Genomic DNA, 26,475 nt, shown 5'->3' on the forward strand with positions numbered 1-26,475 from the left:
TTTCCCCCCTTACAAATCGTTCTTTGGTTTCCTTAATAAAAGAGAGACCATAATTGAAAAGATAGTGAAAATTGCAGATACAATAAATATGAATAGGGACCAAGTTTGACCAAATTGTAATTTAAACCAATCCTGTGGTCCGGTTACATAGTAAGCAAGGACTATAGAAGCTGGGAAAATAATAATTGGTAGGTACCCATCATATACAGCATCCATAGAATTAGACTTCTCTTGCTCTAACATCTTCTCTGTATTCTGCATTTGTGCTTGTAGCGTTAATAACGTGTTGGACACATTCTCATGATAAACATAGGCTTTTAATATGACGTTTCCCAAGCGCTTACTCCAGGTGTTTCCACAAGTGTATATAAATACGTCTATTGTAGTTCTTAATTCTTCATCGCTTCGAGCCGTTTGTAAGTCATTTATTAGCTTTGAAAAGACGCGCTTTAAAGAAGGTTCTTCAATGTGAGCATGTGTGTAGTTCAAAGCTTCATAAATGTTATATCCAGAAGCACTATATGAACTTACTAGCATTTCTGTAACTTTATTTACTTGATTACCTATGCTATTCCTAGCGCTTCTCAGTTTTATCTGTAAAAAGAAATATGGGATGATACTCACTAAAATGGCAAAAATCAGTGAAATTACAAGGTCTCCAAACTTAACTACGGAAAAGCATAAAATTACTACAAATAACAATCCGCTTAATATAAAGAAGTTAGACACTGCATGTTCCCCGTTATCATCATTACTAGATTTCAGTAAGAAATAAATGTGACGATAGAGGGGGCTTCGTTCGTCTAATGGTTTTTGACTTTTTGTAAACGCCCGGCTTCTTTTTAACTTTGAGCGGTATCTAATCTGCGATAACCTTTCCTTAATCGGTAAATTAATAATCTGGTGCGCAGTCCATATCGTGATAATGATTAGGATCAGGTAAAAAATATAATCCAAAAATATAGTAGCTTTGATGTGGTATAAAAGGTCGTATATTCTATCCATTCATACCAACACTTTCATCCAATAAGTCGTCAATCGATAATTCTTTATAATAATCTTCCATTGGATTATCTTCTTCCCGCTTCTTCAACAGGTTCAGAAGTACTTTTGTTTCCTCTATATTTTCTTCCGCCATTAGGCGTAAAAGGCGTTGTGATATATTGGAGGAATAATAATATTTACCTGATAGTTTGGAATATCTTATTAAATCAACCGTAGAGTGTTCGCCTGTTTTAGTGTTAAAAACCACCTCTGTAACACCTATGACGCGTTTTCTTTTTCTATCTCTACCAGCTGCCATACTAATGATAATGTCCAGGTTCTTAGCAATTCGCTGAACTTCTACCTCAAATCTTCTTGTAGGGAACTCGTCTAATGTATGACGCGCCAGTTGTTCTACTACATCCTCCACGTCTGTTAAGTGATAAGTGGATAATGCTCCCCTCTCCCCCCGTTCAGTAGAGATGTTAAATGCTTCAATTTCAAGGGAACGGATCTCCCCAATGACAATGTAGTCATGCTCCATACGTAATAATCGTGGAATTGCATTATGCAAGTCGCCTTCTTTTGCTTGTATCTCGAAAAACAAGCGATCTTTAAAGTGTTTTGAGAGTGCTAGTTCAAAATGCTTCTCTAAACAAGCTCCCACATATTGAGGGTTCCTCTCTCCTATAAGAGTTTTCATGAAGGTTGACTTTGCAGAGCGAACTCTACCCGCTACAATCATATTTGGCATAGTTTTACTTAGGGCACGATACAATGGAACATCCTTAAAAGGAATGGTTTCAAAGCTGGCTTGATCCTCGAGAGTGAATTGATTTACGGTAAAGCGTCGCAACATGATGTAGTTATCTTTGCTTCTTGGAGGTTGTATCATGGTGATTCGACTACCATCTTCTTTTTCTAATTCGACCTCCGGATTTTCACGGTTTAATACGGTTTCGGCGGAGCGGATTAGAAATGCTCGTTTTATCCTCTCTACCCTGTGAATACTTTCGAATTCTTCAGCCTGTCTCGTGAACTGGCCATTAATATCTATCCAAAGTTGTGTGCCTCGAACGCAACACGCTTCACTTTCAGGGTATGTCTCCCATTTAGCTAACACACTTAATCCCCACACTTCATGAAAGACAGCTTGACTTAGTGTTTCAAAGTACTGAGGGTAGTCGGTTGAAGTTATGTTCTTATCCCTTAAGACACGTTCAATTTCAGCTATGAAGTATCCTATAGCAGACTCATCACCGATAATAGCTTTGTGTTGCCGTTCTAAATATTCTTCTTCATCAACATTCTTAGAGTCCAACTCGCTTTTGATAATGTCGCAAATTTGTTTGAAGTTCTTTTTCTTTTGATAATTAAACCCAGAAACTTGCTCCTCTTCATCCCCTTTGGTATTTTGAGAAACAAAGGAAGCAACATCAAAAGGAGACTCGTTTAAATCATCCAGGTGAAAGGGGAGTGTAGCTATCCCTGTTTGTTTATCCACTCTTTTTGTTACTAGCAAATTTTTATTACTCATGGCTGCGCCACCTTTTTATTTGAAAAGAATCCAAAAAATCCTTTTCTACCCTCTGATGCATTAAAATCTTCCCGAACATTCAATTTGGACCTGGATACGATACTGCTTGCTATTGTAGAAATAGAGTTCCTGTAATCTCTTGTAGCAATGTCATAAAGTAAGCTTTTCCTTGAAATAGCTTGTGCTCCTAAGGTTCCTTCGTCTGGAATGGATGTAAGCAAGAACATATCTAGTTCTTCTGAGAGATCCTTTTCGGAGATTAGAGAAAGTTCGGATTCATATTGATTAATAATTAGCATAAAATCTTCTGCTTTTGCTCCCATAGGCTGAACCAGTTGATGAAAAATGTGCGGCCAATAGCCTCTATAACCTTTTGGCTCCTGTGTAGTAACTAAAAACTTCATTTCACTTTCCATAAATGCTTGTGCATAACAGGCATTGTCAAAGTGCGTTCCAGTGTCAATAAGTACAACGTCAAAAGTTTGTTTTGCTACCTTAATCAAATGGTGAATTTCTTCTGGTTTATAGTAACGTTGAAGCTTTACATCACGATTACCTGCCAATAAGTGAAATCCATCTATGAGAAATGTGGAATCCAGCAACTTTTGTTCAGTCAAATTCCTTGTTTTAAGATCTACCTTGATATCATCCAGATGTTTACCTCGATATTCGGTGAAGTAGTCTGCTGGATCCCATGGATTGAGTGATAGAACAACCACTTTATTTGTAACTCTTTCTGCTAATGCTTTTGCTACATTGAGTGTGGTCGTACTAACACCCGCTCCTGAATGTGTTCCACTGAAGGTAATTACTCGCTTTCCTTCTGTGTACTCTTCTTCAAAAAGCACTTTCTTTACTACATCAGCAATTTGTTCACCTACAAGATATTCATCTAAGGTCTGAATGTTATAAGCGTTACAAACCGCTTGAATATTCTTAGTTACTGTTTGGCTTGTAACCAATGGCAACTTATACAAGATGGGCTTAACTGGATTTTGTTCCCGAATGTACTTAATGTCTTTGTATGACACTGTAGCTCCATCCAGAAAGATAGCGTTGTATCTTAAGTCAATATCTAATGTATCTCTTTGCAATACTAAGTCTATTTTTTCTATGCCGGCTAATACATCTTTCATTGAAGAGTCTGTAGAAATTAACTGAATTACAAAAGTGGTTCCTTCCCATTCTTCCTTAGCCATCCGCTCTCACTCCTTTACACGTAGGTAATATACAATTTATATCCCTGATCAATGTATTCTTTCAGGAAGCGATATTCATCTTCCGTTAAAATCAATTCAAGGTCCGAGATAGTACCGGTAGAGGTTAATCGTTGTTCTTGAGAGGAATTCTCTCCATTAAGTACTTCATTACCGCTACCGTCTTTTGCATAAATAATTGGAATATCAACTAAAATAGGTATCTCTCCCGCTTCGATGTAACTAAACACTTGCTCATCGCTGAGATCATCTTTTTCTTGTTCTGTTAAAAGAGCGTTGCGCTTTCTTTGTTCAGCATCTTCTGATTCAGGCAGCTCCACCTTATTCTCAGCTGCAATATTCTCTCTCTCTTCTTGAAACTCTGCACTTTCTTCTTTCTGCTTTTCTTCAAGTTCTTTCAATTTCTCAATTTGTTGAGGAGATAATCCGGTCATATCTGAGCTCTGTCCAGATATTTTTTCTGGAGGAGCAAAAAGGTATAAACTGATTTTGTCATTTCTTCTAAGAGTAGAAGGCTTCGCATAAATCCAATCATTAGGTATAGGGCGTATAGCCTCTCCTAAATATGGATTAGGTTGCAATCCTTCAAAGTCTAATGACCTTTTAGATAATAAGCTGTTACCCACTAAATGATGCTTAGCAAAAGTTCCAAGTACATTTTCCAATTCATTAGGTAAAACTGTTCCCTCTACAATTGAAGTTCTTCTCCGTTTCTCGACTAGAAGTTTATCTCTTGATAATGGTTCATTTGGTAATATCTCTACACCTGGCCGGACCACAACTACTTCTACGCTATCAATTTCATCCTTAATTTTTACGTCCCAGATTACGATAAAACCAATTACACTTAGAGCTAATGTTAGCCCTGCAGATATTTTCATCCATGGTTTCACAAACGTCTTCCTTTCTTGGTTTATACTTCTTTCAACTCGACATTTTTGTTTTTAAAAAGGCTTCTAAAAAGAGAACCCTCTTTTTTCTTTTTCTTGATAAATTCAGCTGGTAACAAATCTTCTACAATGGGATTAAATGCCTGGCTTACTAATTTATTGTATTCTTTTGTACTTGGTAAAAAGGTTCCTACGAATTGCATCTGAAATATTTCTTCTGAAGGCACATTTGGGATTAGATAAGCAGCTCCATCAAGTATCTCTTTTGCAACGTTTTCACTCATTTTGTTACCAATGATTTTGGTTTTTTCCTCCTTCATCATTTCACGAATTTTTTTAAGGCTATGTTCATCGCTCATTTCAAATCTTTCGATTAATGGTATATCTGGTTCAAACAGCAGGAATACATAATCTGCAATGCTATATAACTCTCGATATACTTCTCTATGCCAATCTGTACCAACGTCCACCACAACATATGGTGTCTTATGGAGTGATAAGAGCAACTTCATAAAATGTGTTAGATCTAATTTTTCTTCGGGATAAACATCTTCCTTCATGGGATTGGTGGCTATGATATTTACTCCTTCATGCTTCCATTCATAACAATCATTTTGGGATTCGATTGTGGCTTCATATTCAGTTATTTCTTGTCTAATTTCCTTTTCTAGTTTTGCGAATAGACTTTTATAATCCTTAGCATTCTTGTGTCCATAGAACCGGTCATATGTATATCCGACTTGATAGGGGTTTTCTACATAAGTGACTCCCACTCCCATGTCGGAAATATGTTTAGCTAATGTATGGGTGAAGAATGTTGTTCCTGTTCTTCTATAGGGGCTTCCAACCAATATAAGCTTTGGCTGAATGGTAACCCCCACTATCTTTTCAACCTGTTGAGTAACATTTAGCTGATACTGCTTTTTAATTACTTGTTTTTGGACAACTTTCTTTTCTACAACTTTATTGATTACTTTCTTCTCAACCACTTTATTAATAATCGTTTTCTCTTTTTCGGGTTTTGGCTTCTTGGTTGAAGGAGAAGGGTCTTCCACTGGCGATACTTCCTCAATAGGTTCTTCCATATCGACTTCTTCTTTGGTCATAGTTACTGGCGCAGACCGCACTTCGTCAGTCATAAACCTTGCTACTTTTGAGTAGCGCGGTTTATCAAGTAACTGTTCAGTAAACACCTTAATATCAATAGTTGGAGTATTAAAGATATCCAAGACATTGTTACTGGCCAAAGTGAACAGTAACGGATCTCCTCTTTCTCTTTCACATAAGTACACAACCCGTATTTCATCATCATATTTAATTCGTAGGCTCTGTATTATCTGAACAAGTTCTTGCTCTTTTTCTTCCTTAACAAGCTTTCGGCTTTGCAGGTAGAAGTCATGTACAATTAAGATATTCGGCTTTTCATGTTCGATAATTTCATCCAAGTAATCTCGATGGAATATTTCATTTTCAACAACGCGGAAATTTTCGCTATAAGCGCTTAATGCCTTTCTAACTATCTGGCTATAAGGCTTATCTCCAATAGCAAGTAATACTTTTTGCACGGGTAACACCTCCTGATAAACGCGAAAAAACCCACAAAACACATGAAAATCATAGCTTTAAAAAAGCTTCATGTACTTTGTGGGTTCTTCCCAGACTATTCAGTTAATCAATTATAATATTTTATATTGGAATGCACCCCGTCAGCGGAACGGGGTACACAAAAACCCTTAGAAAGGTGTTCTACTAGATAATACCACTTCTAAATTTAGTGGTCAACAATAAAATCACCCTTTAAATTCCATTTAAAAAGACTGTTAACAATACTGTAAATGCTGCCATCCCTATGATAATGGAACTGTAACCTAAAATTCTATTTCTCTTCTTCTTTCTTTGTATCTCTTCTGGTGTAATCCATATACTACTCATTTTCAAATACTCCTTCTCTTTTAGTAATACGCTAGAATAGACTTCTTAGCAGATCGGTTAACGAATTAATAATTGCCACGGAAAAAGGGTGGGCGCCAATTAAGGCAAAGATAACGGACGATATCAGTACAGCTATATTCACATACCAAAAGGTCTTCATCTTATTTACATTTGACTCAGAAATAAAGAGCAAAAAGATATATAGATATGGAAAGAAGATAGCTCCTCTTGATAAAGCGGTCCCAATTCCCCTTACATCCTTCAGCAAAAGAAACATTATGGTAATGGCTAATACCACTATTGAAATAAATCCGCCATGTACAACGACTTTCTGTACCGTCACATCCTGTTTGTTTAGCTTATAAAATACAAAGATGATGCCAAGGAAAACACCCCAACCAATAGCATATAACAATACACCAGACAGGGAACCACTAATGAATTTTCCAAAATCAATAGAATTACTGAACAAATTGTAGGTTTTTGCGTCGATATATCCTTTTATAAGACTAAGTACCGCTATATGTATTCCCAGAAAGATTAGAGCGGGCTTAAACAGAGCCTGGTAATTTATATCCGTAAAGTCTTTTTCTCCTTTAAGTAGCTTGTATGCAAATTCAAAGAATTGCTTCATATTATTCCCCTACTTTCCTATGATCCTGCTGCAGTTCCCCAAGAATTGATGATGGCTGATTGACTATCTTTAATCTTTAGATAATTTTGTCGCAATTTCGCTTTGTCTAAACGGTCTTTATTTGCCATCTCAATGGAATCCAGGAACAATTGATGCTGTTGGTTAAGGTAACTAAGATAGCTTGTGTGGTATGCCTGAAGGTTCTGGTGATAATAATCTTGACCGTCCGCTTGCTTAACAAGTGCAGAGGAGTCTTTAATGATCTCTTTTACCACCTTCGAGAACTGTTCAGAAGATATGTCTTGCACATATAAGTTATCGACCAATGTATTAAAACGATTTAGTAGACCATTCGATTCATTTAATGTGTTCGTTAAAAATGTTTGATACGAATTCAGAGCCTCATCCAGTTGCGGATCTATTGAAGCCTTTGCTCCCCCCCCGGAGCTTGAACAGCCAACAGTTAATATCAAGCAAAGTACCGACACCAATACGTACATCTTCTTCATTTTACTTTCTCCTTTATTATTTAATGGAATTAGCCTTGCAGCTACACGCAAGGCTAAACATTAAGCTTTATCAAAAAAATCTAGATACATGCGTTTTACTTCTTGACCCTGTGGTGCAAAGCAAGATTTTGCTAGACCATGCTCTTCAAAAAATTCTTCCACACATAACCATACTGTGAATGGGTAGGTGTCTAACATTAATTGTGCATGTATATGTTCTGCAACGGATAAAGTGCTAGTGTAAATGACTACAATAGGGACTGTTTCTGTCACCCCTTGTATAGGAAGTGACCTTTTTACCTCAAACACCTTCTTCCACTGGTGCAGCTTTCCTCGAAGGAATCCCACGAAATCTTGTGACATTTGAGCTCGCTCAATAATTAAATTAATATCTGCTTTGGGCGTACTTACAAGGGCAGTGCCTAGAGGCTTCTTAATAGCCCTGTTGTGGTCTAAAACGCCATTCCATACCCAACCTTTAGTAGTCCGTGTTTCAATTAACAAACAGCGCAACTCGTTCATAGCAACATACCGTTGTAAGGTTTTAATGTTATGGTTATCCCAAGAGTTTGGATTCATGAATGGAGTCTCTGGGTAAAAATGCTTCAATAATTTGTAACCAGCTATACCTAGTGTAAAAGGAGCGGGTGGCCGTATTTCTTCCGCTTCATCATTTTCTAATCGACAATGCCATCGGTCCACGAAACCATTTCTTCTTAACCGCTCAAGTATTTTTGACGCTTCAGATCTAGACATTTTTGAAATTAGATACCTTCTAATTTGATCTTCGTTGGCAGCAATAGCATCTCCAACAACCTTTAAAACCGTAAAATCCTTCTCGTCTAAAAGCTTTCTTTGGTAAGCATTTATCGTTTGTTCCACGTTAACAAACGGACGATAGTTTTTAGGTAGTTTTCTATGGCCATACATAAGGGGGTGGTCCCAAAATGGAACGTCCCCTTCTTTGGATAGATAATACTGGACCTGCAGTTCATTCGTTTCCGTTTGAATAGTCATTATTCAAATAAGAACGAACCTAAATCTTTAATTTTCTTCTTTCCACGTGGATAATCAACAATTACTACTTTACCTCTTCTACGTCTAGGATCAATTTCTCTAATTCTGCAAGATACAATGTCACCAACAACAGGCTCTTCCAAGCTACGAGGTTTTATAGCTTTTAATACCACACCTTCTTCAATTTGAACAAACAACCCGTGAATTTGACTCACTTCCACTACTCTTCCTGCTACAACTTCCATCTCCTTGAGGTTTTCCAACTTAGAGAAAGGATCTTCCATGGTATGTTTTCTGGAAACACGGACTAAACCTTGTTCCTTGTCGAATTTAATGACTTTCACTTTAATTTTGCTACCTCGATCAACCGCAGTTGAGATATCGAAAGTACGGTTCCAGTCCCAATCGTTTCGCAGCATAAAGCAATCTACCCCATCGACTCGCACGTGAATGGTATCTGACTTTCCATTAACTCCTGAAACAGTACCTTCAAATATCTCTTCGTTCAATGCTTCTTTCTTTTGCAAGTATTCAAGGTTATTCCAGAACGTCTCGCTTTTGAGTTTGTCTGCTTTTTTTACAGAAACAATAGCAATCTGGTGATCCAGGTCAATTCGTTCAATAACCATGTTTTGGATAGACCCTACAAAACCATTAAGCGTTTTAAACTTTCTTTCACTAAACTCTGATTCTGGGCAATATGCTTTTACTCCACCGCGTAGACGGAAAATGGCTACTTCTGTTTCTTTTATGACAGTTTTGCCGTCTTCCTGTACAGGTAGATTTAAAAACCCTACGGACTGTACAATCCCTTCAATGATTTCCTGATTACGGTGAGCTCTTGCTAAATCATCTAATTCCTCTTTGGACCACGTTTGCGTTTCTAACATTTGATATTCCTCCTATTCACTCTCAAGCTAGTTTAGTGTGTAATAAAACGAAAAACCCACGAGGAGACAGCGGACCTATTACAGGTACACTATCAATCTCGTGGGTTCATCCCATTTTATTTAATTATGTCGTAATATTTCAACGACTAATGTATATAGTGTGATTTTATACGATATTGGAAAATCATGCAATACTTTCCTTAATCTTCGTCGTTATCTATCTACTCATCTATAAATTTAACAATCTCATTTAAAAAATCTTTTTCTTTATCGTTTAAAGGAGAAGGTGGAAGTTTAGTAGATTCATTCTTTTCTTTTGTTGGTTCTATCGCATTTTTATTTGTAGGTTCACTTTTAAGTGTTTGTGACCAGTTTGCTAATGGTTCGACATCTACTGCCTTATTCCAACTTTGTTTTTTCTCTTCAGGCTCATTAGGCAATGTTGATGCTACTGATAGGACCGTTTCTTCTATAGTTTCCGGAACAGTAGGCGTGTCCTTCTCATTAATAATTTGTAAAGTGGCAGCAACCTCCTCTTCTCCTTGAATTAATTGTTCATCTTCTGGCGATTCATGATACACGTACTGCTTGGTCTTACTTCTCAGTCTAGAAGTAGGTGGAGCGGTGTAAACTACAGAATCCTTTGGCATTTCATCATGACGTTGTGAAATGGATTTTTCTACTTCTTCTTCAAATACTTGTTGATTTTCCGTCGCAGGTTCATGGGTTGGCTCTGTAGTACTATTTTCAGTGGGAATACCTTCTAAATCATTCTCAATCGGTTCAAGATTAATAACATCATCTATAGGATCAGAAGTAATTCCCGCTCTTTCTTCCAACCAGATTGCGGCCGCATCATCATCTACCAGTATATCAGCTTTCTTAAATTGTTCTTTTGGTACGAAATTAGCCTTTATTCTTCTCACAGGCATCGGACGATTATTTGCTACAATCTTTACCGCGCATTCAAATTCCCTCTGGAACATAATTTCCGCTTCAGTTAAAGCTACATCCCTTACTTTTTGGAAAGTAGACCCTGCTCTAGTCATAGGGTTATCCTGGAGTGGAGATACAGACATTTCATTGGTGCTTTCTTCATATTCCCACTTTTCTCCAAACATTTTGGAGAAATATTGAGAATCGAAAGCAGGTAAATCCCCATATACGAATCTATTTCTCAGTGTACCTATTAAAGTTTCCATGTAGTGTTCCCCGTACCTATCAGCTAGTTGAGCGATAGTTTGCATAATCACAGTAACGATAACTTTGTATTTTCGTGATTGGGCCGGAAACTCTCTAAACGGTTGGTAAAGGTAATCTGGAGCTTCATCAATTAGTATATGGTGGAAAGTACTAGTATTAGGAGGTCTACGGAATACAGCATTCTGTAGACTCAATAAGACAATTTTACCTAATACATTCGCAAGTCCAGATAATTCACCTTTTGCTGTGTTCACTAGTAGGACTCCACCAGCCTCCAAATGCTGATCAAAATCAAAATCACTTTTACCAAACAATACTCTTCGTATAAGCGGGTTAGCACCCACATCATTCAAAATATTTCGTAAACCCTGTACATATTCTGCTTTTGCATCATAGTACTTGTCTTCTCCTCTATATTCTCCTTCCTGTATTTTTTCTGTTATCTCCCCTTGTGGAGTTCGGATGGTTTTGGGCAATAAGTTCTGGTCAAACCATTCATCAATCTGTTGAACGATTTTCCAATGGTTTCTATCATCCCTATCCTCCATGGAATCAATATCCTTTGGAATTCTAGCTTTGAGTAATACATGCATTCTTCTTACCAGCTGAGAGTTATTATACATATCTAGTAACATATCAAACGTTACTTCTTTTTCTGGATCATGCAGCTTTAAAAGGTAAATGTAATGTTTAAGATGGTTCCTTTGTGATTGTTCAAAAAAGAAGTTTCCTCCATCTCCGCTTTCGTTTAACCCCTCAATAACCATAGCAAATGCTTCCGCAACTTTATCAACCGGTCCCTTCATTGGATTAATTGATGGTGTATTTTTATCTAACGGGTTGATGTAAGTAATACTTTGCTCCGGAATATTATGAGCCTGGACCAGTTGAAAGGCTTTTTGGCATAAGTCATTAGATGGCTCGATGATGGATATACCGTTTAAGTACATCCCTTTCACTTCTTCCGAATGGTAATTCTCAAGCTGTGAAATACGAGGATATGAATTGATAAATTTGGTCATATGATGTAAGTCTTGATTAATTTTAGGTAAAGCCAAAGCAGCAGTCTTACCAGTACCGATACTACCGATAATAATTCCGTTTAATGTTCTGTCTCTACCTGGTTGTACCACGATTTCCTTACTCACAATATCAGGACCAAGTTCTACATCCGGCCAAACCTCTCTTTTTTCTACATCGGATATTTTCTGTAGCCAGCGTCCAGACCACTTAAATTCTCTGAATGCTTCCACAATATCATTCTGATCCTTTGTAAATAGCCCCCCTATATACAATAAGACCAGAAATACACACATATAGGGTAAAGATACTAATAGCCAAAAGAAATGCTCTGTGTTATTTATAAGCACACTCCTCATGCCCGTATGGTCTATAAACACTTCTGTTAGTCGTGTTTCAAAGTATGGAATAACATGCTGATAGGTATTAGCAGTTACATGCCACAAAAAATGACCAACTACTCCACCTAGCATGATTAAGAATTGCGTAAGGCGCCATGCAAGTGGCTGGAACTTCAATAATCTCGTTGAAAATAACCAGCTGTATATGATGACAAATATGATGATGATAGATGCGACTTTACTAGGATATAGAGGATCTCCCATTAAAAAGATGGAGTACCGCTCCCCGTTAATATGTGTGTTAATTAGCACTACCTGATTTACTAGCGCTTTTATTAGCTGGTACGCTGAATGCGCAAATAAGACTGAACCCAATACAAAGGGCCAATTCTTCTTCCACCAATTCTCCTTATCATTCATAGTGCGTTATCTCCTTTTTGTACGGGGAGGAAAGCCTATAAAAAGTTGGTTGCTCTTCTAATTCATAACCCCATTTCTCCATACTCCCTATAATACATAGATGATATTGCTTTCCTATAACGTCTTCCTCCATCTCCAATGAATTAGCATAGACGACAAGTAACCTGTCTATTTTTTCTTTGAACCTACCGGCCCCGACTAAATAATGATTGTAATCTAACCTGTCTAAATTCTTTATATGCCCTTCTTCTAGAAGCAGCACTCCTACTGTTTCTAATTTGGTATTACCTTTTGTACTTACCTCATATATAGCATCTACGTGGTAATACCGCTCCAGATTATCGGGGTAATACCTCGCTATATCTTGTCTTTCAAACATATACGGGAAAACATAATTTAACTTATCCAACGTATGGATCGCTAATTCGGTATCCAGCTGTCTCTTCTTTTCTTTATGTGGTGATTCACCTTTAACCACTTCCAACAGTTTTTCTTTAGCTCTAAATAATGGCAACACATATATTTCTAAGTTGGAACGGTTTATACCCTTTACAGAAAGCAACGCTTGCTTTATATTTCCCACCCGCTTAAAGCGTTTGCCATATGAATGTCTAGTAGAAAAGGAATCATCCAAAATTGCAAAAAATACAACGTGAGTTGTGTCAGGTTGATCCCGGCTCAGCTCTACATACCTTTCCACTTTCTCTTTAATTACTTTATTTGTCTCTTTTCCTGTATCAAGCTCAATATAGATTGTCTGAGTTTCAGTTTTCAGCAGCCAATCAGGAATGATAGCAAATGATTGCTCAGTTACATCCATTACTTCTTCATGAGGTGACAATGATTGCACTTCAATCTGTTCCCCACGGGCATCAATGAGCGTTCTGACAACTAAATCTTGAGTAGATAAAAAGTGATCAATGTTTCTGACCGAGGAAAATCTATAAATATCGCGAATGATTTTCCCTGTTAATCTCTGATTATCTATTATTATCTCTAACCCTTTGGCGCCAATTCTGTAATATTTAAAGCGGAATCCTTTCTGCCCAAGCGAATACTCATGGTCTACAAGGATATCCAACTTAGCTAGCTTCTTTACTCTGTTAGCAAAACCAATATAGGTGATATCTGTTTTCTGAATGATAAAAGCATACATTTGTTTAGTTGTTAATAACTTATGATGATACAAAATGGTGAGCAGTTCTAATTCATACTCCTGTAGTACCACCCCCTTTCTATTTTCTCCAGTTACAAAGTGATACATGATTATTCTTCCACCTCCCTAAAACAACAAAAAGCCCACAGAAAGATAGACAGCTAGCTTGCTATCTAAATCCTGTGGGCGATTCCCATATTATGTAGTTAATAATTTCCACAACATTATAGCACACTTTTAATGGATTAACAGATATTTTTGAGTCATAGATTACTATCTATAGACATCATTTTAGCAGTTTCTATAGGTACATATGGAACATTATAAATTGTTAGAGATTATTGCAAATAATTTGGGTTGATTGGGGAAATGAAACCGTAAATAGTTGGACTTCTTTTTGACAATTCATTTACTTACTTCAGGTTGATATATATAGGTTTTTTAAGTTACAAGGTGTATGAGTCCTTTCATATAGTCAAACTCATATATTCACCATATGAACTTGGCCCTATGAGTTTGACCTTATGAGTTTGGACTCAATTTTCTTCTTCTAATGAAAGCTAATATCTCTAATAGTAGGATGTAGCAGTCACGCTGTTTCCAGGTGTGTGAAATTGGGTGAGACAAGATAATCAATAAAAATAGAATCGATTTTTGCTCTCTGGATCTCCACGAACAATCTTATACGGTAATGTAAGTCCAGTTCAAAAAGAACACTCTAATAATAGAGTCTACATTAAAGAACTATAAAATGAAAAAAGGAGTCAAACCAAACAAAAACGTTATTATATATGTTTCTATCTATAGACTCTTTATAAGTACTCTATAAGAATAATTATCAATATATCTATCAGAGTTTATACTACTTTTAGCCATTTTACTTATATTATCATCAATATTCATTCTAAATGGTTGCTAATACAAAGAGTAACGTAATATAAAACATAGAAAGACACTTAATATAGAGTCTATAAATTAACCCTTGATATATATAGGGTGAAAGAGTTTTTAATGAATAAATTTTCGCGAAAATTTCACTTTAGACTCTTGTTTAAGAGTCTTATATAAGGTAATATGTAGTAAAATATGAAAAAGGGAGGTAGCACGTTGGACGGTGAACTACATATGAAGTACGCAGAAGTAATGTTGCAGCCTGAACAAATTTCTATGTTTGCTGACATAATTGAACAAGAAGAGTCTACCAGAAAAGTATTTTTCTTTATTGGTAAGGCTTTGAAGAAGCAACGAAGTGAAGAAGATTCGATTAGCGGAATCACTATTAATGAAATAGTGGAAAATGTTACGGTAGAGAGAAAAACTCGCTTAAATAAAGGGAGAAGCAACTATACATATAATACATCAGTTACCAATATACATAGAAAAACAGCTGAAGGAATCGCAGATAAATTATTAAGCATGTCCTTGCTATACTACCAATCTATTAAACCCTATAAGTTCATCTTTTTAACACGTAGAGGTGTACAAATCTTAGAAGAATTATTAAAACGTTCCAAACAAACAAATACAAGGAGTGTCTAATATGAATAAATTTACTAATAATTCCCCTGCCATTAATATGACAATGGTCGGTTTTGGACAAGCTGGTAACAGAATGGTTGATATGTTTGGTGAATTAAAGAAAAAAGATGGTACCCCGGTTTACAACTGCTTAGCTTTAAACAGTAACGACGGAGATCTTGAAGGATTGAAGCATGTTCCTAAAAGCAATCAAGTATCCTTAAATCTTGGTGGATTAGGTAAAAACCCTGAGAGAGCCATGAAAGTTATCGAAGATACTGCAGATGTAAAGGAGAAACTTAAGCAATTTATTACTGCTCGAGTTCGCCCTTCTGACGATTTAGTATTATTCTTTGCTGGCCTTGGTGGAGGGACTGGTACTTCTACTATCATTAAAGCTATTGAAGAGTTTAACGACTTCCATAACAAACCGATTATCAAAGAAGAATTAGTGAAATTACAGCAATCTATTCCCTCACAAGATTTTAAAGCAAATATTAAGAAATATATGCTACAAGCTGTAAAAAATGCTGATAGCCGTACCGTTAAAATTGGTATAGTGGTAACATTACCTGTACGTGATGATGGCCCGGATGTCCTAAGACAAGTAAATGATTTTAGTCAACGAATTTGGAAACTTACAAAAGATAAATCAAAAGGAATTGCTTTCGTTATTTTTGCTGACAATCAGCAATTCTATGATGAATACGATGCCCTTTCTGATACTATCAAAACAGGTATGAAGATTGACAACTACAGAGATTACGCAAATCTAAAAATCAGAGATATTATCCATGAAGTTAATACCGCAACAACCGGTGGTGGAACTTCAGTCATCTTTGATAAATCGGACTTTAAACGATTAGTATTAGAACATAGAGGTTGCCTGGTACTTAACAAAGTTGAGAAAAACATCAAAGATGTAACAAATGAACATGATATTAACGATATGTTCAAGAAATCTATAGAGTCTAGCTATCTTCACGATCCAATTCAAATAACTGAAGCAGAGGAAGATGGTACACTTATAGCTTCTAAAGTTCATCATGTTGGCTTATTGGCCGTTTTAGCTAAAGATAAGCAGTTCAGCAGCTCTTTTATTGATAAATCTAAGAAATCCATCGTAGATGCCCTTCCAATTAGCGGAACCGTGTTTTCTGGTTACTTGGTTGGCAATAATGACTATCAAGTAAGTGTTTACACGTTCTATAAAACCGAAGCCCTCCCTACTCGCCTCGCAAAAGGTTTAGTTGAGGAATTTGAAGAATTTAAAGTAAAACAACAGCAATATATTTTTAAAGATTCCGCTATTGCTTCTATTGCAGCTACTTCAGAAGAAGATGAATTTAATGATATGGATTTAGATTTATCGGAATTCGGCTTTGACCTTGAGAATGAAGATGAAAAAGATAAGAAGAAAACAAAAGAAAACGAACTGGATCTCGATTCATTAGACTTCTCTGATTTAGATGACTAGATGTAACAGTAAAGAGGCTGGGACATAACTAAAATGTCATACACAAAAGACGAATGATTTTTGTTGGAAAAGTACTTTAATAGGAAAAATCCGAACTAATTCATGATTCTAATCATAGAATCATGAATTGTAGTTCGGATTTTTCTTTGGCTAAAATACTTTTGTCCCAGCCTCTTTTTCTTTTTGCTCTACTGTTCTCCCTCTATATAAATTGTTTTTACAAAGTAAATCAAAATCAATCAAATATATTCCACAAACTCAACGAAAAATGCCGTGATACAGAATGATCGCCAAAAATCAAGGAAGATAAATCAAAATAAAAGTATAAATCAAGGTAAATCAATTGATTTTAATTGAAAGATACCGTTTATTATTTATATCTACTAAATAATGATAGAACAATCGATAATAATAAATAATTAATCTAAATCATACAAGTAATTTTTAATTACAGGTCATTATTTTGTTTTATCGTTCAAAATCAATTGCGATAATCTATTTGATTGTATTCGTTTTGACGCTTAAATTGTTGTATTCCATAGTTTTTAAGAGTAATATTTACTTATTAGAATCAAACGAAGGGTGGTGTTCCCAATGGATAGAGAAAAGCTTAAAGATTTTCTAGAAGAAAAACTCCAAGATGATCCACTGTATAAAACTTTAGTCCGTATGGGATTAAAAGAACACATTTACCAGGGTTCATTATTTCAACAAGTACACTTAGAAAGTACTTACTCCACCCGTGAAGCTACTTTTCTATTAGATTTGGATGGAAGGGATTATCAAATAAGAAACTATATCAAGCGAAATGATTTGCATGTATATCTGGATGTACCTAGAGTGGGGCATCAATTACGATTAGATATTCTTTCTTTGTTTAAATTCAAAATGATTTTTGTGTTAGTTGAACAAGGAGGTAAATCACCAATAGATATAGCAAGTATTGTAGGTACTAGGGTGGAATCATACAGTCCCCAACGAGCTGTAAACTCTAGTAAAAATACAATCAATTCTAGTAATCTACCATCGACTGAGAGTTCTTACACAGAAGAACTTGAAGATATGCAAGACAAGTTGGATAATCTACAAAATATGTTCCTCTTGAATCAGATAAATCAACAGAAGCGTGAGTGGCATGAAAAGATCGATGCAGCTGAAAAACAAAAAGTAGAGTGGGAAAGAGCAATATCTGACGTAATAGAAAAGATAGAAATCATTGAGTGGACTAACAACCTTCAAAAACAAGCAGCTACTAACCCTAAAGTAACTAAAGAGCTCTTAAAAAAGATAGATAGTGAGCGTCCTAAAGAGAGTTTGTGGAGTAAGTTATTTGGAGTAAAAAGCATTCAAGTAGATCTTGAAACAATGTTTGAAGAGGTATCCAAAATGATAGAGGAAGAAGCCAGCTCATCTCCTGGTATTCCAGAAGAGTTGAGTGAAAAATATACTGCACTAAAAAATAAACGCTCAGAATTGGAAAAGAAGAAGGAAGAAGTATATCTTGCCGTGCAAAAAGCAAAAGAACAGTATTTACCTATGATTAATCAGTTAGAAAAGAAGAGTAATGATATCCTTTCCCGATTAGATACTGAAGATCAAACTTTCAAAGCTATGTTGGAAGTAAGTTCTGGGACAGAGGAAGAATAATTATTTACATATTATATCTATTAAGTTATAATATGGATATTAAACTAATGAGGTGATTGTATGTTCCATTTACTATCAAAGGCTAATCAAGCCGTAGCTGACAAAGTTATGGTTGGTGTTTTAATTGCTGGTGTAGTTTTCGGACTCGCAGTCACTCTTATCAATTAGTTAGGCTTACTATACATCCATCCTATGACAGATCGTGGCAAACACGGTCTTTTTTTTTGATTGCTATCAACCTATTATCCCTACAGAAATGCAAAAAGCCCTCGGTTACTAAGAACCGAGGGCTTTTCTTTTTGGGATTATATAAGTGTTTTACGCTATTACGTAAAAAACTATTAGATTGTGTAATTAATATATCATCTTTAGCTGTTTTTATCAAGTTCGTAAACTTGTCAAATTTCGACTATTTTAAAAAATCTTATTTACAATCTATTTTTCATTATGCTAACATATAGGTGGGATTAGATAAGTGGCTAAATTTATAAATATATACTTTGTTAGAGAAGCTTTCTCTCCAGTAGGGGAGCAGTCTATCTATCCAAACTACGGTTCAACAAAGTAAATATTTATGATTTTAGACGCTATTTTTGTTATACCCAAATATAGAAACCATTTTATAAAAAAAGACAAAAAAAGAGAGCGCGAGCTTTTTAAGGAACAGGCGCTAGAAGCACCGTTACCAAAAACACACCTCACACTCAACAAACCAAAACGTTATTTAACTAAGAACATTATAACAACAAAGACAAAAATACTCAATAAGTAAGTTCTTACAAAAAAGATAAAGAGATAAAAAATATATAGTTGAGTGGTGTGTTTTTTGGTGACGACCTACCCTAATTTTGGATCGGTCTGTCATTTTCAAAAAAATATGCCACTTTTTTATATTTTTATTGATATTTTAGGCTAGATCAGTAGAATGCTTCTTAGCTGCCTTTCTTTAGAACGCTCGACTTTCCATAAGTACGATTGTACCTATGGAAAGTGATGTTTTAAAAGAAGGGGGTAGCCAAGGTGACAAGTTTACAAAATGTAGATTCCATAAGTCAATATTTTTCTTTTGAAAAGTCTTTCGTGAAAGGCATTATTGTGCCTGTTGAGTTCATTTATCAACTAATGTCAGTAGAAAAACAATACAAACTTAAAGAAACCTTCACCTCTACGCTTTCATCAAGAGAGCGGCGCCTTCATCATGTTACTAAATCTGATATTATGACTGCCTTAAGTCTATTTGTTTCTTGTAATGCTTCAGGTGTTATATCAGAAGTAACTCCACACCGGCTATATAAAGAGAGAGTAGCTCATTTATTTCCTTTGTCATTTCAAGAGTTTTACACTTCATTAGAGAAGTTTAAACATCTATCTCTGATCAATGTAGATAGAAATGAATACACCAAACGTATATCTATTGCTATTAACCACTTCATAAACAAAGAGAAGTCTCTGGAAGGAAAGAAGCCGATTTTGCATAGGTATGTAGTCGTTCATCCAATTGTATTTAATCCAACGTTTATTAAGCTACCCGCAGCTGCCTGGAAGCTATATCTGGTCCAATTAAGCAGAAGTCATAAATCATATCGCACATATAACTTTGCAGAAGAAAAAGATGTTGCAGAAAAACCGATTTACCAATATTCACTCAAAACACTTTTATTAAAGCAACAAAACAGTGATGCAAAAAATGTCATTATGGAGCTAATTGATACTAAATTAGAGGGCCAAGCACTATTTGTGAGACCTTTATCCGCTCCCTTATTCGAAAGAAGAGGCAAAAGGTTTGAAAAGGCAAACCTTATGATAAACCCAGTGTTCATTCTTCATAAAGCACCTAAAGAAGAATATCGCTTTCCATTACACCCAGAAGAAACGTATCCTCGACAAGCTAGCTTTATTGAAAATGAATTTGCTAGAGAAGGTGTAGGAGAACTGACTAGCGGGACGTTGAAAGGGAAATACAAAGGCTCCTTATTCAAAAACCTTGTGTATATTCTTAAGGATCAATCAAGAAAAGCAATTAAACATGCTGTAAAGGAAATAGCTGAATTATGGAAAGAGTCAAAGCAGCTACCGTATAATATTGAACAGTTTGTAGAGAAATCTATTCGCCATAAGAGGGAAATCGAATATAAGCGTATTTTAAGAGAAGAACAAATATACGACTATTTAGTGTATGGCTACAAACGTGGGTCAAAGCAAGAAGACCGGATTTTCACCTTCATTAATACCTTGAGCCATTTGAGTTTAAAAGAGTTTCGTGCTGTAAGTCGTATTGCTTATAAGAAGATGACTGCCATGTATGCTACTACTAAATCAGAACTTCGTTATAGAACTAACCCGGATCTAGATCGTATTCCTGGTATAGAGTTAGTGCGACAAAGAGCAGAACAATTAAAGATTAGTACAAATGCTTATGAGGCACTTGAATACGAGCTAATCGGAAAAGTATTGCCATATACGAAAGAGGATGAACTGCATACACTACCTATTATTATGATGAAAAAATTAGATTCACTAGAGCGGGAGAAGCATGTGTTTGTTAAAACACCTTTCGGATTTAAATTGGAGAATTTGTTACTGGAAGAATATAATAAAAATCGTTTCCGGTTAACTTCATCCAGCTTAATTAATGCGTAATTTCAAAAAAAAAGGGGATTCGTTATGTCTTTCCTTTTTACCTCTATTCGTAAAAATACAAAGATTTTTATGTTAAGTATGTGGATTTTGTTAGTACCGTTTATAAAATGTGAATGAAATGCTCATTAGGACAGTATCAACTTCTATATCCAGGCGTAAATTTAGAAAAAATGTCTACTGGTTACATTTGTAACAAAGAAATGGTGTCTTTATTGCCATTGGGCTATTTGTACTATAAAATAATGGAAATAACATATTTTCAATTCGTTATTTTTACGAATATAGCAACTTAATAACTACTCTACCAAAGGTTCATAAACTCTTATAGATAGTCTTCTTTTAATAGTTTTTATTTTTGAAGTAGTAATTTCAAATAATATAAGTAAAAGGCATCGCCACAAATTGGGGGGGAGATTTATGAGCTATGGATTTAAACAGTATTTAGTAGATGAAGGATATAAAGAAAAAACCATAACTACGTATCTTACTTGTGTAGAGTGGTTTTTCGCATACCTGAACTCAACACATAAAAAACAGCCGGAACTCCATGAAATCAATCCCTCAGATATAAAGGGGTTTATGGCTTCAAAATTGGATGATGGAAATAGCATACACAGTATTAACAAACACATCGCTGTGCTTAAAACATTTTTTGACTACCTTTGGAGAATTAATAAGGTTTCAATTGATCCCGCTGTTAAAATACAAAGAATGAAAGTCCTAGATGCTGGACCAAACGATATTTCATATAAGCAATTACTCAATTTAAAACCAAAAATATTAGGGGACTCTCGGTATAATTTAATTACTAAGTCTATATATATATTGGCTCTTAAAGGATTAAGATTTTCAGAATTTCACTTTCGTAAGTGTGACGTATCCATAGATAATCAAGGTGTCGTTTTAATTAGTATCAACACTAGAAAAAACAAAAGAAGAGTTGTTAAACTCAAGGATGCTGATGCAAGTGTATTTGAATCTTTTTATATAGATACACAGTTCAACCCTGGAGACTACGTATTTACAACGAAAAGACAACATACCAATGAATATGTCCCCATTGAAATAGACAGCTTATATACGTATTTAAAATACATCAGAGACGATTATTCTTTGCCTAAAAGATTTAAGCTAGATGATATAAGGATAGCTTATGTACATTACCTAAGGAGTTCAAGGCACTATGTAATTGACCAAATAGCTGAAAATTTAGGTATTGAAATAGTTAGAGCTGCCGAATTAAGTAAATTAGCAATTGAAAGATATAATTCTTGATAGTATAATTTAGTAGAATTTAATATATATGGGATGCCCCACTAGTAATGCAAAGGATCTGTTCATATACAGAGAATCTTTGTTTTATTGGTGGGTCTTTTTGTTTAGGAGGGGAGTAAAGATTGAATCCAGCTCGTTCAATCGAAAAGTTAACCGTAGCAGCACTAATAGGAGGAGGAGAGCTTTATAAATACAAGCTAGAGAGAGAAAGTATAAAGTTTTCATATCACTCATCTAAAGAACAATACTTAAGGCAATTAATTTCTATAAATAATCTATACTCATATGTAAAACTAAATGTAAAAAATAGAGAATGTCTGATATCGACAAATAAGTACAATAAACACATTATATTAAGCTGGAAAGAAAACAATGAAAGCTTTGTAAATAGTAACATCACTCAAGATATTTTATATCTCTTTATCATCTTGTTTGGTAAAAGACAAATAGAAGGAATATTAATTAATTGCCAAGAGAGTATGGTAGCTAACCGCTCCATAGGCTATTTTACTCAAATGTTATTAGGTGTATTGGCCATTCCAAATACTAAAAACCTCAAAATACTTGATGTGCCCAATTTAGTATTAAGTGCGATAAAAAAAGAAATTGGCTTGACAGAGTGTGTGGAAATAGCAAACTTTTTGAATGAAAATGAGAAAAAGCAATTAACTAAGGCTATAAATGGTATAGAAAGGCAGTTGAGATCTTATGAGATGGCCTAATATTTTTATATGCTCCTTGATTAGCATTGCCTTGGTAGGCTGTAACAACAAAGGATTAACTTCTGAGATTGATAGGGTTGAATCCTTAAAAAAAGAGCTAGAAAAAGAAGTTCAGGAGCTAGAAGAAGTAAAAGAAGAAAGAATGGAAGCATATAAAGAAATGGAACGCCCTGTAGAAGAGATAATTGACAATATGGATAAAGAAAATATGAGAGTTGTAGAATCCAAAGAAGTAAAAAATCTGATTATGAACAAAGATAAATTTACAAGTGAATCTGAATTTTCTAAAGTGGTGGCCTATGCAACTTACAATTTCTTCACAATGAATTGGACCGCGGTAGAGTATTATGAATTCCTTGATAAGCATAGTACTTCTAATTTCAAACAAAATGTATTAGGAAATAAGGAACAAGCAGTACAGATGTTTAACAATGTACAGGGTATCCTTAAAGAACGAAAAGAGCTAATCCCTATTGATTACGAGATAACAGAAGTGATACTGAGCAAAAGTGGAAGGAGCGGCTATTTCTATCGAAAGGATACAACAACCAAAGGAGACGATGCATACTACATCATATCTATTATTCATGAAGAAGGTGCTTGGAAATTTGATGATGAAAAACCATCCGTTCCCTATGAAAAAATAGATGACAATATTAGAGAAGAAGATGAAAATTCAACAGATACAAGTGAAACATCCACAGAAACGGAGGAAGAGGTAAACAATGATAACTCAGAAGAGTAAAAACATCACCACAATCGCATCAGAAATTTTACAATCGCATTTTGAAACAAGCCAAGAGTTTAGAAATGAGTTTTCGGGTTATATTCACTTTTATGCGCAAAAGTTCACTCATCTATTATCAGAAGAACAGTATGAAGAATTTGAAAGAATATTTGAAGAGGTCTGTAAAAGTCAATATTTTCAAGGTTATTACTTAATGCTTGAAATCCTTAAAGATGAGGATACACACCTTACTAATGAATTTATTGAGCAGCCAATCGGTTTCTTGACAGATGAAGTTCCTAATATGCTGAGAAAGGCGTATCAAGAGACAATAAAAGAGATTATTAGAACCGCTCCTACTCAAAAGTTCGTGATGTGGATGATCACTAACTTTGAAGATATATTTGACTTAGTGAACCAAGTTATTCTTGATATTACTTGTCTGGGATCGCGAAAAGCCTTACTAGATGAAAGGAACAGCAGAGGAGTAAAAGAAATAGAAGAAAACAAATCACTTCTTGGAAATGGATATGATTACAATTTTATTTCTCCGCAAGCATATATAAAAATACAGACGGTAACAAGCAAGGTGGAAACATGGGATATACATTGGTGGTCAACAATAAAAGATGGCCAGGAGAGAATAGGGGATATTACAGTCATAGTCATTGAGACCCCTAATGAAGAAGTGAATGGTTTCATTCTTAATATCCAAATTTTAAATGTCATGGCTGAACACGAAATAACTGCTTTTTCTCAAAAAATTGCCACACGTTTTTCAAATAGAAACAGTATTGAGTTATCAAACATTCTAGTGAATGTAGCAGTAGTAGAGGAATTTTATCAATTAGTTCCTCAAACATAAGAAAAATACCCCTTCTAAACTATAGAGGGGGTATTTTCGTTAATAGGTTCACTTTTCATATATCCCTTTTGAGCATGAAATACTGTTAAACTTTTTGATATTGTCCCACATTCAAATAGTTCAGAAAGATAGGAACATAATGCTAATGCGGCCATTTTATTAGTTTGTAATCTCTGAGGATCTGACGCACTTAATTCTTCACAACTTAGCTGGGAAGGTTTAATTTCATCATCATCCAACATGATTTCAGGGAATCTTGAAGCAACAGGTTCTAAGATGGTTTTCCCATTCCATTTCAAACCTGCACACACTTGACCGGTCCAACCACTGAAATTATAATCTTTTAGTTCATCAGCAGTCCATTGATGTTTAGGTCTGTTTGGGTAGTCACTAGGTACTGTGGTACTCTCATTTCCAGAGTCTAAATACAAAAGATTTGGCACGGTTTCAAACAGTTCATGAAAAACCCTTCGAGTATAGTTATTATCTACACATCCTATAAGGATAGGGAGCACAACATCAACACTACCAGAATAAGTATCATAATCAATACTAAAAAGCTTCCTCAGTGTATTCACATCTTCAACATAGCTCTCTGTAAAGGAATGAACAGGTATTCCATATGCTTGACTGTATCTACCAGCTAATATTTCTGCTTTCTTTTTTCCGATATTACTTTCTACAAATAGTTGGTTATTAATATTCTTTTTCTCTATGGTATCAAAATCTGCTAAACAAAAATAACTCTTTTTGCCAAACATCATTAGCATTTGAGCTAGCTGTTGAGCAACATTTGAGCCTGTACCTCCCACTCCCACCAAGCATATTACAGGGTATAATCTTTTTGTCTGAGGCGGGTAATAGTTATAGTCTGGGCTTAACAAATTTAGTACCTTAGACATGGGAACACACCTCAACCATATCTGTGTTAATACTTACGGACTCATTAAACGGATTTTCAAAGACTACATTAGGGTGAATCTTCCTATGCTGGTCTGCAATTGGGTCAAAAACGCGTAATGTCAACTCCGGAAAAAACTGGTCTACTCGCCCTACAATAGCATACAAAATCCCTGGGCACCTCTCACTTTCATTATCTATAGAAGAAGGTATCGCAGCCATAGTATGGTGTGAATGGATCTCCATTACCTTTTTAAAAGGAATATCCATTAGCCTTTCTGCAATAGAATATGCCTCTTCAACAGGCTGAACTAAATATCTGCTTACTAATTGCGACGGAATGTCCATGAAGAATTCTCTCGTTTTAACATTTATATAAATATCAGCATGCAATTCCACCCCGTAACGTTCTGAGTACTCTTTAGCTAATGATATAAAATCACTAAGTATAGAGAATGGAATCTTCAAGCTAGAAAAAGAACTCTCTGAATCAGAGAGCCCTTTCTTCTTTGCCTTTGGAACAGCAATAATCATATTCTTCTTTTTTAGATATACCATTTCAGTATAAGCTGCTACTAAATCTGGATAATCTTTTTCTAATCTCTTTCTTACATCATCTCCTGTAATTTTTTCATATTTGATCTCTTCTTTAGATTTTGTAGGGATACCGTTCTCTAGTTCTTCTGTAGTGAAGTACTCAGTGATAGGTAATTGCTCTCCCAAATGATAAATATTAGTGTCAAAATTAACATCGAATGTGTCATTCTCTTTCTTTGCAGCTGGTTCATTACCTTTAGAAACTGTTGCTGCTTTCTTTCTTGCTTCCTCTAAGAGGTTGCGTGATTCCTCTTGCTGCTTCTTTCTCACTTCTTCCTCTTGCTGTTTTTTTACAGCTACCTCATCAGTAATATTAAACATAGAAAAAATGTCTGTTTGTTCAATTGTCATTGTAAT

The 26,475-nt window shown here is 35.3% G+C and carries 22 protein-coding genes; 8 read left to right on the forward strand and 14 right to left on the reverse strand.

Going from position 1 to position 26,475, the window contains the following annotated elements; translation table 11 throughout:
• Positions 1-9: 9 nt before the first annotated feature.
• The 12 genes from K7887_RS22570 to K7887_RS22620 form a co-directional block, all read right to left on the reverse strand.
• Positions 10-1,005: a hypothetical protein gene (locus K7887_RS22570; RefSeq protein WP_223494043.1), complete on the reverse strand. Its 996-nt coding sequence runs from the start codon at positions 1,003-1,005 to the stop codon at positions 10-12.
• Complete coding sequence (locus K7887_RS22575; protein WP_223494044.1) at positions 998-2,521, reverse strand: ATPase, T2SS/T4P/T4SS family; 1,524 nt, start codon at positions 2,519-2,521, stop codon at positions 998-1,000. Before K7887_RS22575 ends, K7887_RS22570 begins: the two co-directional genes overlap by 8 nt.
• The gene (locus tag K7887_RS22580) at positions 2,518-3,720 is read right to left on the reverse strand and encodes a CpaE/TadZ family protein (protein WP_223494045.1); all 1,203 of its coding nucleotides are present in this window, start codon (positions 3,718-3,720) and stop codon (positions 2,518-2,520) included. Before K7887_RS22580 ends, K7887_RS22575 begins: the two co-directional genes overlap by 4 nt.
• Before the next feature lie 14 nt (positions 3,721-3,734).
• Positions 3,735-4,631 carry a hypothetical protein gene (locus K7887_RS22585; protein WP_223493817.1) on the reverse strand — a complete coding sequence of 299 codons (897 nt, stop codon included), beginning with the start codon at positions 4,629-4,631 and terminating at the stop codon, positions 3,735-3,737.
• A gap of 20 nt (positions 4,632-4,651) precedes the next feature.
• On the reverse strand, positions 4,652-6,193 hold the full coding sequence (locus K7887_RS22590) for a hypothetical protein (protein WP_223493819.1): 1,542 nt from the start codon (positions 6,191-6,193) through the stop codon (positions 4,652-4,654).
• A gap of 232 nt (positions 6,194-6,425) precedes the next feature.
• Complete coding sequence (locus tag K7887_RS23015; RefSeq protein ID WP_263290364.1) at positions 6,426-6,560, reverse strand: hypothetical protein; 135 nt, start codon at positions 6,558-6,560, stop codon at positions 6,426-6,428.
• A 31-nt stretch (positions 6,561-6,591) separates the two neighbouring features.
• Entirely contained in the window at positions 6,592-7,194 is a 603-nt protein-coding gene (locus tag K7887_RS22595; protein WP_223493821.1) for a hypothetical protein, read from the reverse strand.
• Positions 7,195-7,211: 17 nt separating this feature from the next.
• Complete coding sequence (locus K7887_RS22600; RefSeq protein WP_223493829.1) at positions 7,212-7,703, reverse strand: hypothetical protein; 492 nt, start codon at positions 7,701-7,703, stop codon at positions 7,212-7,214.
• Positions 7,704-7,763: 60 nt separating this feature from the next.
• Positions 7,764-8,720, reverse strand: a complete 957-nt coding sequence (locus tag K7887_RS22605; RefSeq protein WP_223493831.1) for a hypothetical protein — start codon at positions 8,718-8,720, stop codon at positions 7,764-7,766.
• Complete coding sequence (locus tag K7887_RS22610) at positions 8,720-9,610, reverse strand: S1 RNA-binding domain-containing protein (RefSeq protein ID WP_223493833.1); 891 nt, start codon at positions 9,608-9,610, stop codon at positions 8,720-8,722. The genes K7887_RS22605 and K7887_RS22610 overlap by 1 nt, the downstream gene beginning before the upstream one ends.
• A gap of 221 nt (positions 9,611-9,831) precedes the next feature.
• A complete protein-coding gene (locus tag K7887_RS22615; RefSeq protein WP_223493842.1) occupies positions 9,832-12,594 on the reverse strand; it encodes a TraM recognition domain-containing protein in 2,763 nt (920 codons plus the stop codon).
• Positions 12,587-13,858 carry a replication-relaxation family protein gene (locus tag K7887_RS22620; protein ID WP_223493844.1) on the reverse strand — a complete coding sequence of 424 codons (1,272 nt, stop codon included), beginning with the start codon at positions 13,856-13,858 and terminating at the stop codon, positions 12,587-12,589. The genes K7887_RS22615 and K7887_RS22620 overlap by 8 nt, the downstream gene beginning before the upstream one ends.
• A gap of 999 nt (positions 13,859-14,857) precedes the next feature.
• Between K7887_RS22620 and K7887_RS22625 the strand changes: the two genes are divergently transcribed.
• The 8 genes from K7887_RS22625 (at position 14,858) to K7887_RS22660 (ending at position 24,621) form a co-directional block, all read left to right on the forward strand.
• Positions 14,858-15,289, forward strand: a complete 432-nt coding sequence (locus tag K7887_RS22625) for a hypothetical protein (RefSeq protein ID WP_223493846.1) — start codon at positions 14,858-14,860, stop codon at positions 15,287-15,289.
• Position 15,290: 1 nt separating this feature from the next.
• On the forward strand, positions 15,291-16,745 hold the full coding sequence (locus K7887_RS22630; protein ID WP_223493848.1) for an FtsZ/tubulin family protein: 1,455 nt from the start codon (positions 15,291-15,293) through the stop codon (positions 16,743-16,745).
• Positions 16,746-17,339: 594 nt separating this feature from the next.
• Positions 17,340-18,392 (forward strand): coiled-coil domain-containing protein, encoded by a 1,053-nt coding sequence (locus K7887_RS22635; RefSeq protein WP_223493850.1) that lies wholly within the window; start codon positions 17,340-17,342, stop codon positions 18,390-18,392.
• A 1,020-nt stretch (positions 18,393-19,412) separates the two neighbouring features.
• Positions 19,413-21,032 carry a hypothetical protein gene (locus tag K7887_RS22640; protein ID WP_223493851.1) on the forward strand — a complete coding sequence of 540 codons (1,620 nt, stop codon included), beginning with the start codon at positions 19,413-19,415 and terminating at the stop codon, positions 21,030-21,032.
• 417 nt (positions 21,033-21,449) lie between these two features.
• Positions 21,450-22,307, forward strand: coding sequence for a tyrosine-type recombinase/integrase (locus tag K7887_RS22645; protein ID WP_223493853.1), 858 nt, complete (start codon positions 21,450-21,452; stop codon positions 22,305-22,307).
• Between the two features lie 122 nt (positions 22,308-22,429).
• Positions 22,430-23,029 carry a hypothetical protein gene (locus K7887_RS22650; RefSeq protein ID WP_223493855.1) on the forward strand — a complete coding sequence of 200 codons (600 nt, stop codon included), beginning with the start codon at positions 22,430-22,432 and terminating at the stop codon, positions 23,027-23,029.
• Positions 23,016-23,774, forward strand: a complete 759-nt coding sequence (locus K7887_RS22655) for a hypothetical protein (protein ID WP_223493857.1) — start codon at positions 23,016-23,018, stop codon at positions 23,772-23,774. Before K7887_RS22650 ends, K7887_RS22655 begins: the two co-directional genes overlap by 14 nt.
• On the forward strand, positions 23,755-24,621 hold the full coding sequence (locus tag K7887_RS22660) for a hypothetical protein (protein ID WP_223493859.1): 867 nt from the start codon (positions 23,755-23,757) through the stop codon (positions 24,619-24,621). The genes K7887_RS22655 and K7887_RS22660 overlap by 20 nt, the downstream gene beginning before the upstream one ends.
• A 14-nt stretch (positions 24,622-24,635) precedes the next feature.
• Here the strand turns inward: K7887_RS22660 and K7887_RS22665 are convergent, their stop codons facing one another.
• A complete protein-coding gene (locus tag K7887_RS22665; protein ID WP_223493874.1) occupies positions 24,636-25,523 on the reverse strand; it encodes a ThiF family adenylyltransferase in 888 nt (295 codons plus the stop codon).
• The gene (locus K7887_RS22670) at positions 25,516-26,469 is read right to left on the reverse strand and encodes a Mov34/MPN/PAD-1 family protein (RefSeq protein WP_223493876.1); all 954 of its coding nucleotides are present in this window, start codon (positions 26,467-26,469) and stop codon (positions 25,516-25,518) included. The genes K7887_RS22665 and K7887_RS22670 overlap by 8 nt, the downstream gene beginning before the upstream one ends.
• Positions 26,470-26,475 lie beyond the last annotated feature (6 nt).

Source organism: Sutcliffiella horikoshii (assembly GCF_019931755.1).
Taxonomy (GTDB): Bacteria; Bacillota; Bacilli; order Bacillales; family Bacillaceae_I; genus Sutcliffiella_A; species Sutcliffiella_A horikoshii_E.

Coding starts and splice junctions, on each gene's coding strand:
- K7887_RS22620 (WP_223493844.1), bottom strand. CDS start 13,858: ATGTATCACTTTGTAACTGGAGAAAATAGAAAGGGGGTGGTACTACAG.
- K7887_RS22610 (WP_223493833.1), bottom strand. CDS start 9,610: ATGTTAGAAACGCAAACGTGGTCCAAAGAGGAATTAGATGATTTAGCA.
- K7887_RS22670 (WP_223493876.1), bottom strand. CDS start 26,469: ATGACAATTGAACAAACAGACATTTTTTCTATGTTTAATATTACTGAT.
- K7887_RS22645 (WP_223493853.1), top strand. CDS start 21,450: ATGAGCTATGGATTTAAACAGTATTTAGTAGATGAAGGATATAAAGAA.
- K7887_RS22600 (WP_223493829.1), bottom strand. CDS start 7,703: ATGAAGAAGATGTACGTATTGGTGTCGGTACTTTGCTTGATATTAACT.
- K7887_RS22580 (WP_223494045.1), bottom strand. CDS start 3,720: ATGGCTAAGGAAGAATGGGAAGGAACCACTTTTGTAATTCAGTTAATT.
- K7887_RS22615 (WP_223493842.1), bottom strand. CDS start 12,594: ATGAATGATAAGGAGAATTGGTGGAAGAAGAATTGGCCCTTTGTATTG.
- K7887_RS23015 (WP_263290364.1), bottom strand. CDS start 6,560: ATGAGTAGTATATGGATTACACCAGAAGAGATACAAAGAAAGAAGAAG.
- K7887_RS22605 (WP_223493831.1), bottom strand. CDS start 8,720: ATGACTATTCAAACGGAAACGAATGAACTGCAGGTCCAGTATTATCTA.
- K7887_RS22665 (WP_223493874.1), bottom strand. CDS start 25,523: ATGTCTAAGGTACTAAATTTGTTAAGCCCAGACTATAACTATTACCCG.
- K7887_RS22655 (WP_223493857.1), top strand. CDS start 23,016: ATGAGATGGCCTAATATTTTTATATGCTCCTTGATTAGCATTGCCTTG.
- K7887_RS22575 (WP_223494044.1), bottom strand. CDS start 2,521: ATGAGTAATAAAAATTTGCTAGTAACAAAAAGAGTGGATAAACAAACA.
- K7887_RS22660 (WP_223493859.1), top strand. CDS start 23,755: ATGATAACTCAGAAGAGTAAAAACATCACCACAATCGCATCAGAAATT.
- K7887_RS22635 (WP_223493850.1), top strand. CDS start 17,340: ATGGATAGAGAAAAGCTTAAAGATTTTCTAGAAGAAAAACTCCAAGAT.
- K7887_RS22570 (WP_223494043.1), bottom strand. CDS start 1,005: ATGGATAGAATATACGACCTTTTATACCACATCAAAGCTACTATATTT.
- K7887_RS22630 (WP_223493848.1), top strand. CDS start 15,291: ATGAATAAATTTACTAATAATTCCCCTGCCATTAATATGACAATGGTC.
- K7887_RS22595 (WP_223493821.1), bottom strand. CDS start 7,194: ATGAAGCAATTCTTTGAATTTGCATACAAGCTACTTAAAGGAGAAAAA.